The sequence below is a fragment of the Agrobacterium sp. MS2 genome (assembly GCF_003261015.1).
Classification (GTDB): Bacteria; Pseudomonadota; Alphaproteobacteria; order Rhizobiales; family Rhizobiaceae; genus Agrobacterium; species Agrobacterium pusense.
Genome location: NZ_QLNF01000040.1, coordinates 1 through 11,333 on the forward strand (window position 1 = coordinate 1; position 11,333 = coordinate 11,333).

Consider the following 11,333-nt stretch of genomic DNA (forward strand, 5'->3'; position numbering starts at 1 on the left):
TCCGCGACTTATCTGAACAGTCAAGCTGTCTCAGACGGATTTTGCGGCGTCATTTTCCTGAAAACACACGCGCTTCCGATCGATCTCGGCGCGTGAGACAGATTCGAGGGGTGCTCAGAGGCCCTTTACCACTATTCAACCGGCGCAGCAGGACAGCTTGGCGACGTCCTTGTCGAAGGCTAGCGCCGCGAGCTTCAGGCCTTCGACGGTGGTGAGGTACGGAAAGATCGTGTCCGCCAGATCGTCGACGCTGAGGCCTTGCCGGATCGCAAGCGTCGCGGTCTGGATGCTGTCGGCGCCTTCCGGCGCGAGGATGTGCGCGCCGAGGAGGCGACCGCTGCCAGCGTCGGCGACGAGCTTGATGAGCCCACGAGTGTCGCGGGCGGCAAGCGCACGGGGCACCTGGTCGAGACCGATCATCGAGACGCGAACGGCATGTCCGGCGGCACGTGCCGCAGTCTCGGTCAGCCCGACGCTCGCCACCTGCGGATCGGTGAAGACGATGGCCGGCATGGCACTGTTGTCGTAGCGCAGGCTGTCGCCGTTGAGGGCGTTCTTCGCCGCGAGCTTGGCGCCGTAGGCGGCCATGTAGACGAACTGGTCGCGGCCGATGACGTCGCCGGCGGCGTAGATGCCGGCCGTGGTCGTGCGCATGCGGTCATCGACGGCGATGCCGCCCTTCGGCGAGATGGCGATGCCGTGCTCGGCAAGGCCAAGGCCTTCGGTATTGGGCGCGCGTCCTGTGGAAATCAGCACCTGATCGGCGTCGATCGCAATCTCCTGGCCGTTGCGCGTGACGGTCAGCGAAACGCCGCCCTCGGTCTTGCGGATCGCGCGGTAGGCGATGCCGGAGACGACAGTGATCCCCTCGTCCTCGAAATACCCCGTCAGCGCCGCGCCGATCTCCGGCTCGGCCTCAGGCAACAGTCGCGAGCGGCAGACGAGCGTTACCTGCACGCCGGCGCGGGCGAACATTTGGGCGAGCTCCGCGCCGATATAGCCACCACCGATGACGAGCAGCGAGCGCGGCAGTTCGTCGAGGTCGAGCGCCGTCGTGCTGGTCAGATACGGCACGGCCTCAATGCCGGGGATAGCCGGCACGGCTGGCCGCGCGCCGGTAGCGATGATGATCCTGCCGGCGGGAATGTGCGCACCGTCAGCCTCGACGCCGCCGTCGAAGAGACGCGCCGGCCCGTCGCGATAGGCGATGCCGTTATAGGCGGGGAGCAGATCGACATACTTGGCCTGGCGCAACTGGGAAACGAGCGCGTCCTTCTGACGAATGGTTCCGCGCCAGTCGGTCAGTTCGGCCTCCGCCGTGATTCCGGCAAAACGGGCTGCCACGCGCGCGTTGTGAAGTGTCTCGGCGGCGCGGATCAGGGTCTTCGATGGCACGCAGCCGACATTGACGCAGGTGCCGCCGATGGTGCCGCTGCCGATGAGCGCCACCTGGGCACCCTGATCGGCGGCCGTGATCGCGGCAGAGAAGCCGGCCGAGCCGGCGCCGATCACGACGAGGTCGTAGGCGCCGCCATTGCGGCCGTTGATGCGGAGGGGGCGGTTGGCGACCGTCGTGCTCTTTGATGCCACATCGAGACCGGCGAGGCTCGGCTCGAACAGGGCGCGGCCAGCCTGCAGTCCTTCCTCGATCGACAGCCTGAACCCCGGCTCATCGGCGGAGCGCTCGTCCCGCCAGGCGGAAAGGTGCTCGTCCGAGCAGAAAAAGGCGGTCGTCGCGCAGAGCGAGCTCGCCGCGCAGCCGTCTTCATAGCGGACGCTCTGCCACATGACGGCCGTCGACGGCGCGACGGCGGCCACCGCCCGTCCTCGCTCGCGCGTCGTGATCCGGATCGGGGCACCGCAATGACGGCAAGACGAAGCGATCGCGATGTCGCGATCGGTCATCGCGCCGATGCCGAGCGCGTCGACCGCGCACATGGAGTTGAGAACATGTCCGTCCAGCGTGACCCGATGGCCCGTCTCCCGGTCGGTGAAGGGATAGGCGCCGACGATCCGCTCGCCGTCGAGGACGACGAGGTCGCGCCGACGCAGTTCTTCGAGCAGGGACGGGATGGTCGTCTCGCTGAGTTCGGCACGCTCCGCAAGCGCGCTCCTGCTCGGGGCTCGTCCGTCTTCGGCATAGAGTTGCAACAGCGCAACGCGAACGCGATCCGCGGCGGCATCATAGCCGCTCCAGCGATTGAGCACATGGTCGGAGCCGACCATGGCGAGCAGAGCGTCCTTCACTGTGATCGACGTGGCCGCCGACCAGTCGGGAAACGTCACGCCCGGCCGCACAGCAAAGCTCGGCGGTGTCGCAGGCGTAGAAATGACAGCTTTGCCCCGAGAGGGGGAAGATGCGCAGCAGTCGTTCATGGCTTCTTGCCTTCCTTGTGATTATTTGTCTCGCAGGCCGCAGCTCTCTCCCGGCGATGATGAAGGCCCCACGCAAGAAGAGCGAGGCCGGCGACCATCAACGGAAGCATCGACAGACCCATACCGGCCAGCCAGGCGCCAAGACCGGCGAGGGGCAGACCGACGGCGAGGAGCGGCGCCGCGCAGCAGATCGCGGCGAGGACCGCGCCGATCGTGCCTGCACGGACAAGAGCGGGGTCAGTCATCTTAGCTGCCCTGCTTCGGGTGGACCGGATAACCGGCCTTCAAGCTGGCGGCCGCGATCGCGTCCGGGTTCGTCTTTGCATCGTCAAAGGTCACGGTTGCGGTCTTCGCCTCGAAGGAGACGGTCACGTTCGCGACGCCGGGGACCGCCGCCATCGTGGTCTTCACGATGTAGGGACACGTGGCGCAGGTCATGTTGTCGACGGCGAAGGTGACGGTGCGCTCGCCAGCCCAGGCGGCCGGGGCAAGCATCAGCGAGCCGATCAGGGTGCAAACACTCAAACTCTTCATGAGATGGGTCTCCTCTCGGTGTCAGGCGGAAAGCAGCAGCGGAGCGACGTAGTCGAAGGCGAAGGCAGCCGCGACGAGAACCGTTGCCATCCAGAGTCCGATCTGGACGAGGCGGCTGGGGGCGGGGCGTGTGCAGGCTTCGCCGTCGGCGCAGGCTCGCCGTGGCTTCCAGTAGACGAGGTAGAAGCCATAGCCGAGAACACCTGTCGTCCCAGCGACGAAGAAGGGCTTGTAGGGTGCGAGCGCCGTCAGATTGCCGATCCAGGCGCCGCCGATGCCGAGGCTGAACAGGATGAGTGGAATGATGCAGCAGGACGAGGCGCCGATGGCGCCGAGAATACCGCCGACTGCGACCAGGCGCTGCCGCCGGACCTCATTCTGCTCGGGCGTCGTCAGCTTCGCTACAGTCGGTGCAATGTCTGCTGGTCCATGTCGCGATGCATTCATGTCGGGACTCGCTTTCCTTGCCGAATTCCTGTCCAGGCGCTAATGTGCAGTCTGTAGCAACTACAGGGTCAAGAGGGTTTTTGCGATGCGCGATCAAGCCGGCGTGAAGTGCATGCAGCGGGCCGAGCTCGCGCGGCGGACGGGCTGCAATCTGGAGACGGTGCGCTATTACGAGAAGGTCGGCCTTCTGCCCGAGCCGCCGCGCACGACGGCGGGTTACAGAAGCTATGACGGCACGCATGAGCGGCGGCTTCGCTTCGTCCTGCGGGCGCGCGAGCTCGGCTTCTCCCTAGATGAAATCCGTGAGCTGCTGCGTCTCGTTGACGAGCGCGACCGGCCCTGCGCCGAAGCACGCGACGTCGCTGCCGTCCACCTTGCTGACGTCCGGGCGAAGATCGCCGACCTGAGGCGCATGGAGCGGGTGCTCAAGGGCGTCGTTGCCCAATGCGGCGACGGCACGCTCCCGGAATGTCCGCTGATCGAGACGCTGTTCCAGGAGCGAACTGTCAACTGATCGAGTTTGAGGGGCGCCTATGCAGCGCCCCGGACCTCGTGCTAGCGAGCGCCGGTCTGCCGCGCGTGCATCCAATCGGCGATCTGCTGCGCCTTGCTCGCGGCGGTGAAGATGGCGCGCGAGTCGGAACGCAGCACCTCGAGCCAGGAGGCAATGTAGCGGGCATGATCGGGACGCGGCTCGACGCTGAGGTTAAGATCGGCGCAGATCATCGCGCTCAAGAGCTCGACCGTGCATTCCTCCATGGCGTAGGCGGCCGAACCGAACCGTCCGGAAAGATCGCGGTCGAGGCGATGCTTGGCGCCGGAAGCGTGGCCGCATTCATGGAGCAACACGGCGTAGTAGGCGACCGCGTCGCGGAAGGAAGCAAACTCCGGCATCTGCACCTGGTCGGTAGATGGGCGGTAGTAGGCCTGTGATCCGCCGTGGCGGATGTCGATGCCGAGGGCGGCGCAGAACCGTTCGGCCTGCTCGATCCGCTCGGCCTGGGGCAGCGCCGGCATCGATGGCGGCGTGTAGCCATCGACCTGGGTGCAATTGAAGACGGTGTAGCCGCGGGCGAACATGCGCCGGGCGGGCTCGTCTCGATCCTCGTCGCCGTGTTGGGAGTCCGCCTCGCCGTGCCGGTCGGTGGTCTTCCAGAACACGACAAGGTGGCCGCGCTCGCCCTTGCGAACCTGGGCGCCGAGCGCCTGCCATTGGCGGTAGGTGCCCCAGATGCCGGCGGGATAGCCAGCAGCCTGCGCCGCGGCCCAGAGCGAGAGGATGTTGACGCCGCGATAAGCCTTGCTTGAGGCGACGTTGACGGGCGTGGCGATGGCCGATCCGTCGTGATGCCAGGGCATCCGGTAGTCGCCAGCGCCGGCCTCGATGGCGGCGATGATCTGGCTGGTGACGCGCTCGTAGATATCGGTTGGAGTGTCGCGGTTGCGATCTGTGGTCATGGGTGCCTCCTTCAGCTCGCCCTCTCCGTCGAGGGCGAGGCGGCAAGGGCAGACGCGGGAAGCCGGCCCGTCACACCCTGTTCTCGGTGCTGGTGCGGAACAGGGTTGATGGGCTGGCAGCGTCTGCCACACCCGAGCCCTGCCTCGACGGGCGAGCTTAAGGAGGTGCCGACCATGATCGGCGCGCCCGGAACGGCCCGGATGATGCGCCGCTCTCAGCCGGCGTCGTCTCGCGGCGAGCGCTTCAGGGGGACAACCTTGGCCCTGCGCGATCGGTCAAGCTCGTCCTGCAGACCAGCAATCACCGCATCCCGCTCGGCGACCTGCAACGTCAGTACCTGGATGTGCTGGGCGAGCGTGCGGGCGAGGCCGCGCAGTTCGGCCATCTCGGCGCCGCGCACGGCCCGCAGCTCGGCCTCGAGCACGCGGACGCGCTCCTTGAGGGCTCTCGGGGAGGATCGCCGGTGGCGCGCTTCGGCGGCACGGAACTCGGCGAGAAGACCGACCGCACGGTTCGCCGTCGCGCGGCTGACGCCGGCTTCACGCGCGAGGTTGGAGACGGTGAGCGCGCCATCGGTGCGTTCGGGGCGACCATCGAGCAGCCGCGCCATCGCCGCCCGCAGCGCCGCTTCGCTCTTTGCGCCGAGCGCGCTCATGCTCCGCCCTCTATCAGAGGTGCGATGAGCCGGCGCTTGCGTTCGTTGTCGCGGGTGATGGCTTCGCGTTGCAACGGCGACAGGCGCCGGTCGGCCAGCAGCCCTTCGCCCTCAGCGATCGAAGCCCGCCACGGCTCGCGATGCCGGGCGGTCAGACAGGCGTTTGGGCAGCGATCGGGACTGCATCGGGACAGGACCGGCGCCGTTTGCTCGGAAACCGGGGAGCCGGTGAGGCAGAGGGCGGTCGCCGCATCGAAGAGGCAGTCGTTGAGGAGGCCGACATGCAGTGTACGGCCGAGATGGGCTAGCATGGTGCGTAGCCGTCTGCGATCCATGATCCTGCCGGGCAGATCGCCAAGCTCGTCCTGCACGCGAGCAAACTCCCGCTGCAGTCGCATCGCGCCCGGTCCGGCCGGACCCTCCTGGCGAACGAACGCCTCGTAATGGGCGACGATATCGTCGAGTTGACCGAGTGCGTGCTCGCGCTCGACGGCGAGGCGGAAGTCAGCCTGACTTGATCCGGCATAGCCCTCGAACATGGCGACGGAGGCGTGCTTATACTGGATCTTGCCCGCGATGGTGCCGAACGGCCGGTTGGCGATGTACCAGGCAACTGTGCGACGCAGCTGCCGCGTCGTGAACTTCCAGGGCTCGTCGCCAATGCGCGGGATGACCGGTCCGTCTTGCGAACGCGCATCGAGACCGTCGCGGAAAAGATTGAGCGTCGGCGCCGCACCTATGCCGAGGTGATCGGCGCTCCAGGGCCAGTCCTTTAGGGTCACCCACAAGGACGACAATCCTTTCTCCTTGCGATTGCGCGCCGACAAGGCCTCCATCACTTCGACGGCGCGGGCGACGGGCTCGATGGTGATCCAATCGGCCGTCACGCCGCGCGGGCCATGGCGCTTGAAGACGGTGCTGCGCACCCGATAGCGTTCGACCAGGCCGTCGGCGCTACGCACCGGCGACACGCAGCCCGGCTGCATGGCCTGCACCTCGCTGTCGCGCATACCGGTGAGATAGGCGCAGACGAGATAGCAGGCGCCCTGCAGCATCCGCTCCTCGCGGGCGAGACTGAGGCCGTCGAAGCGCTCGCGCCATGGCAGGCCGGTGTCCGGATCGACGGAGATCGGCGTGTCGAGACCGCCAACCTCGGTTCCGAACTCGGCAGCCATCTCCTCGATCAATTGCGCGGTCGCCTCGGACTGGCTGACGCGGCCGCTCTCCGGCGCGCCGGCGTGCAGCCGCATCAAGTGCAGATTGTAGGGTGGCAGCTCCTGGCCGGTTAGCGGATCGATCCGGCGGGCGGCGTTGGGCGCGCGCTCCCAGATTGGGATACCCCGGCCGGCAGCCCGGCGCGCGTCGAGCCACTTTGCCACGCGTGCCCGATAGGTCCCGGCGACGGCCCGTCCGGTCCGCGCATCGTGCGCCATCAGGCGGGCGCAGCGGACCTCGAGAGCGTCCAGCTCCGCCCTCGCTGCGAGAATATCGGGCGCGTAGACCTCGACATACTTGAGCGCCCAGCGGAGCATGGCGCCGATGACCGGTTCGGGAATGCGTGGCGTGGCGTTCTCGGCGGGTGCCGGCGGTCGGCCGGCGACGCGGTGCGCGGCGCGCCCGCGCCACGGCAGAAAACCGATGCCGCCGCCGGTCAGCCACGGCGTCAGGTGGTGCAGGTCGATCGGCACCTCGACGTACTTCACCGTCTCATGCGGCGTTCTCCGGCCGCCATCGCGGGCATACACCAGATACGCGTCGAGCAGAGCCTGGTCGACTCGGCCGAGGTCGACGGCGCCGAGCTGCGTCCGAAGAAACGCGGCAAAGTGCTGGATGTAGCGCAGAAGCCGGATTGCCGAGGTTGCCCCGCAGGGCGCACGATATCCCGACACGTGGATGCGCAGACGGGCGATTACATACTCCTTTGCCAGACGGCGCGTGACCGGATCGGCGATGCGGGCGAAGTTGAGCCGGTAATTGCTGTAACGAGCATTCACCCGAAAGATGGCGGCGCTCAAATCCCAGTGATCATCCCCGAAACGGGGAAGCTGCGCGCGGTCGGTATCCTCCCTGACCGCGACGCCGGCGAGCACGGGCTCCTCGTTGCCGTACATGGCCGAGGGCAAAGAAGGCCGTATTGGAAACATGATCGGCGCCGGCATCATGGCGCTCCCGCTTCAGGCGGCAGGTAGATCAGCCTCGGGTCCGCGGCCGCGGCCTGTCGCGCCTCATCGATCTCGGATTCGCTGAACCGGGGCAGGATCTGATCGGCGATCCGGCCATGAACGCGGCCGAACTTCGTCGTCCAGTCGGCTTCGGTGAGCGCTTGTCTCTGCGTCCGGATGAAGCTGAGGAACGACAGCAGCGCGGGCAGCTTGCGGCCGGTGATCACCGCGTTGCTGCATTCGAGACAGCCCCAGAAGGGCGACGGACAGGCTTCGCCCTCTGTGCCGAACGGGCTCGCGTAGAAGCCGCCGCAACTGGCGAGCCAGACGTCCTGCTCGCCGCCCAATAATGCGGCAACAGCGGCGGCGCCGGCAACGGGGAGCCCCATTGCTCGATCCGGATCGACCCGGGCGGCCGCTTCCTCGTCCGGCGACAGCACGCAGGGGCGCAAGGCGGCGTCAAGTGCGTCGCTCATGGCGTCGGCAACCGTTGCTTCGTGGACATGGCGAAGTGCGGGAATGTCGGCGTAGTGATTGGCCGCAACCGCGATGGTGTGGCCGGCCGCGAAGCGATCGAGTTGGCCCCCCGTGCGCCGATACCATGCCGCCTTGTGAGTCTTGCGCAGGCGCGTCAGGTTGAGACGAAGGGGCTGGTCCTGTTCATCGCGGATGTCGTGCCGGCGGGTCCATGAAGCCACAGGCTCCTTCATGCTGAGAACGCGCGGGATTAAGCGGCCCCAGGCGTAGTGGACCCAGAGCGTGTCGGCGCCGAGCCGGTCTCGCGTCGGGCCGGTCCACTGCAGCACCTTGCGGATCAGACCGCCCGGCGTCGAGGAACCGCCGTCGCGCACGCGCAGTCGCTTCCACTCGGCGCCGCGCGCCCGGCGCTTGCAATACTCGATCTCGACATAGCCACCCGCCGGATTCTTCAGGCAGTCGGCCCGCAAGCCCTTGATCGCCTCGATCTCAAGCCCGGTGTCGAGCGAGATGAGGACGATGAGCGGCACGAGGTCGGCGGCGAGCAGGTGCCGGCGGCCATGCAGATCGTGGATCAGGCGATCGTTCGGCAGGCCGCTCTCACGGCGGAGCGTGTAGAGCCGCTTGAAGAGAGCGTGTCTGTGCCCGATGACGCCTTGCGCATCGATCGCCGCCATGGCCGCCGCGTGTGCCCCCGCGAGAGTGCTGCTGCGCTCGGCATCCTCGACCGTTGGAATCCGATCTGCGTCGGCGAAACGGCGGATGATGGCGGCGAGATCTGTGCGTGCAGCGGTCCGCAACGCCGTGGCGACATCGTCGCCATAGGCATCGCGCGGCCGGGCGCGCACGCCCGATCGGTCGCTTGTGTACATCAGCCGTCGCGAGGCATCCGGCGGCAGGTAGCCGGGCTCCGCGGCCTCGGCGAGCCGCAGCAGGTTGAGCACCTTGCTCATCCTTTGCAGCCGGTGATTGGGGTGCAAGCCGCTCTCCTCCATCCAGGCATCGAAGCCGTCGATGCAGGTGGCGCTCACGTCGGACAAGCGAACGACGTGGGGACTGACGGCATCGAGATACCGCCAGAACATCTTGAGCGCATTGGCATAGGCGGAGGCCGTCGAGATCGAGCCGGCCGGACCGCCGACCTGGCAGGCGCGCCAGAGAGCACCGGCAAAACTCCGGGCCAACGCCATGCGGCCGCTGAGCATCGTCAGATCGATCGTCCTTGTGCGATCCACCAGGGTGACGGTGAAACGCAGCGACGCGATCGCCGCGGTGGCCTCGCCCACGGGGTCGGGCAGCGCCTCGGGAAAGAGCGCACGGCGGCCCGGCCACCGCACTGAAGCAATCGTCGCGGCAATCATGTGGCATCACCAGCCGTATCGTCGGCCCAGCGATCGGCGGCTGCGTCGACCAGTTCCTGTGCTTCGGCAAGACTATCGAGATAAATGTAGGTGCTGGTCACGCTCGCGTGTCCCAAGAGATGCTGGAGCTTCTGCAGCGGATCGCCGAGGATCCGCCGGTAGCCTGCACTGTGCCGGTCCTGCGGATCGAACACCGTACCGATCTGCTCGCGGATCAGCATGGAGAGCATGTTGACGGCGAAGGTGTGCCGCAAGGTATGCGGCGTCACGTCGATCTCGATGCCGAAGCGGCGGCAACGGGCGCAGGCCCGGCGGAAGGCAGCTTCCCATGTCGCCGAGGGCACAGGCTGGCCGCCTTCGGTCAGCCAGAGCAAGGCATGCTGCGCCGCCCCGGGAGCGCCGACCAGCACGCGCCGACGTTCGCGTGGTGTCAGCCGGTCGAGGCGAACACGCTTGCCAGCGGCGTCTCTTGCCTTCCTGTCTTCCGGCATCAGCCAGAGCGGATCGGACACCGCCGGTTCGGACCGGGAGACGGAGATGGTGCGCTCGAGATCGATGTAGTCGGCGATCATCCTCAACACTCTGCAGGGAATGCGGATCCGCCGGGGTCGTCCGCCCTTCGCGATAGGACCGGGAAGATCGAACGGAACTGAGCGCGATCCGGGCTCGGCCGGGTGTGGAAGCTCCGTCAGGAGCAGGCTGCCGGCCTCGGTCAGTCGCAAACCGGTCGTGACGAGAAGCTCGGCGAACAGCGCATTCCGCTCGCCGTTGCGGCCACGCCACGCCGGGTCCTCGGAGCCGTCGGGCAGACGTCCTCTCAGCCCGACGTCGCGAAAAAGCAGGTAGCGGCCGAGGTCAATGTATCGAGTATCGTGCCGACGTGCCGCACGCTCGCGTGCCCGGTTCGTCGCGACCGCCACCATGGTGCGCGTGCCCGCGCCCCGGCGCAGCGCGACACCGTAGCCGAAGGGCGAGGTCGTGATGACCTCCTCCTCGACGGCCCAGCGATAAAGCTTGTCGAGTGCAGCAATGCTCCGATTCCAGCTTGACGCCGAAATGCGGTAGGCGGCGTCCGACAGGCGCCGTGCCCGATGAAAGGCTACCACATCGTGTCGGTCGGCCTGCCAGACCGACTTGCCGTCGCGCCGCTCTGCGAGAAAGCGCGCCCAGACGAGAATATCCCGTGCGTAGGAGCGCCACGTGTTCGGCGAGCGGGCGCCCATGGTGGGACAGGCGCGGAGGAAGCGGTTGAGATCGAGATCATAGCTGCCGTCATCCATCAGGATGAACGGCATGCCGTCGGTCAGCCCATTGCGCTCGGCCGTGTCGAGCGCAATGTTCACTACGAAACCATCTATGGAAAGCGGGCGCGAAACAGCGCCAAGGTCGGTAAAATATAACTGCACGCACGATACCTGAACGGAGCGCCTTCGGCGCAACTTTTTTGTTTGGAATGCGAGGGGTTCCCCTCGCGCTCTCCCGTTCGCCACGTGGCAGGGGTGCAGGACTTTGTCTGCACCCCATGAACAAGCTTGTGGAGTCGCCGCCGCGTCAAGCGTTGTCCTCGCTTACGCTGCGGGAACGCTTGACTCGGACGTCTGAAGAGCCTCACCGGAACCGTCGATGATGCCTCCCCATGCCTGATTCTGAGACAGGATCACAGTGTCAGGATAAGGCAATAAGTTCTTCCCGTGCCCGCTCGGTCCGGTCCTTCGCATAGCGCGACAGGTCACGTCCAACGCGATGCTCCGCCGCAGTCCAGTGCGTTTTATGCCGATATCGGCATAAGACCCATTATGCCGTAAGTCCGATTATGCCGCATGGCCGATTTTCAAGGATGAGACTTCTCCTATCGGCCACGC

10 protein-coding genes and 1 pseudogene are annotated in these 11,333 nt (G+C 66.8%); 1 reads left to right on the plus strand and 10 read right to left on the minus strand.

What is annotated here, in order from left to right; genetic code table 11:
• Nucleotides 1–135: 135 nt before the first annotated feature.
• Genes merBA through DOU54_RS14810 form a run of 4 tightly spaced genes read right to left on the minus strand, consistent with a single transcriptional unit; the run spans nt 136 to nt 3,357 of the window.
• Nucleotides 136–2,376 (minus strand): bifunctional organomercurial lyase/mercury(II) reductase MerBA, encoded by a 2,241-nt coding sequence (gene merBA, locus DOU54_RS14795; RefSeq protein WP_113731479.1) that lies wholly within the window; start codon nt 2,374–2,376, stop codon nt 136–138.
• Nucleotides 2,373–2,621 carry a mercury transport protein gene (locus DOU54_RS14800; protein ID WP_113731480.1) on the minus strand — a complete coding sequence of 83 codons (249 nt, stop codon included), beginning with the start codon at nt 2,619–2,621 and terminating at the stop codon, nt 2,373–2,375. The genes merBA and DOU54_RS14800 overlap by 4 nt, the downstream gene beginning before the upstream one ends.
• A gap of 1 nt (nt 2,622) precedes the next feature.
• On the minus strand, nt 2,623–2,910 hold the full coding sequence (locus DOU54_RS14805) for a heavy-metal-associated domain-containing protein (protein WP_113731481.1): 288 nt from the start codon (nt 2,908–2,910) through the stop codon (nt 2,623–2,625).
• 21 nt (nt 2,911–2,931) lie between these two features.
• Nucleotides 2,932–3,357 carry a mercuric transporter MerT family protein gene (locus tag DOU54_RS14810; protein ID WP_113731482.1) on the minus strand — a complete coding sequence of 142 codons (426 nt, stop codon included), beginning with the start codon at nt 3,355–3,357 and terminating at the stop codon, nt 2,932–2,934.
• An 85-nt stretch (nt 3,358–3,442) separates the two neighbouring features.
• Between DOU54_RS14810 and DOU54_RS14815 the strand changes: the two genes are divergently transcribed.
• Entirely contained in the window at nt 3,443–3,871 is a 429-nt protein-coding gene (locus tag DOU54_RS14815) for a MerR family transcriptional regulator (protein WP_113731483.1), read from the plus strand.
• A gap of 41 nt (nt 3,872–3,912) precedes the next feature.
• Here the strand turns inward: DOU54_RS14815 and DOU54_RS14820 are convergent, their stop codons facing one another.
• From DOU54_RS14820 to DOU54_RS28120, 6 genes and pseudogenes are all read right to left on the minus strand, one after another.
• Complete coding sequence (locus DOU54_RS14820) at nt 3,913–4,815, minus strand: ArdC family protein (RefSeq protein WP_113731484.1); 903 nt, start codon at nt 4,813–4,815, stop codon at nt 3,913–3,915.
• A 215-nt stretch (nt 4,816–5,030) separates the two neighbouring features.
• Nucleotides 5,031–5,471, minus strand: coding sequence for a hypothetical protein (locus tag DOU54_RS14825; protein WP_113731485.1), 441 nt, complete (start codon nt 5,469–5,471; stop codon nt 5,031–5,033).
• Nucleotides 5,468–7,630 carry a hypothetical protein gene (locus tag DOU54_RS14830; RefSeq protein WP_225246938.1) on the minus strand — a complete coding sequence of 721 codons (2,163 nt, stop codon included), beginning with the start codon at nt 7,628–7,630 and terminating at the stop codon, nt 5,468–5,470. Before DOU54_RS14830 ends, DOU54_RS14825 begins: the two co-directional genes overlap by 4 nt.
• Nucleotides 7,630–9,471, minus strand: a complete 1,842-nt coding sequence (locus DOU54_RS14835; RefSeq protein ID WP_113731487.1) for a site-specific integrase — start codon at nt 9,469–9,471, stop codon at nt 7,630–7,632. The genes DOU54_RS14830 and DOU54_RS14835 overlap by 1 nt, the downstream gene beginning before the upstream one ends.
• A complete protein-coding gene (locus tag DOU54_RS14840; RefSeq protein ID WP_113731488.1) occupies nt 9,468–10,877 on the minus strand; it encodes a tyrosine-type recombinase/integrase in 1,410 nt (469 codons plus the stop codon). Before DOU54_RS14840 ends, DOU54_RS14835 begins: the two co-directional genes overlap by 4 nt.
• A 259-nt stretch (nt 10,878–11,136) precedes the next feature.
• Nucleotides 11,137–11,238: pseudogene (locus DOU54_RS28120) on the minus strand (antirestriction protein ArdC); the annotation flags it as partial.
• Nucleotides 11,239–11,333: the final 95 nt, after the last annotated feature.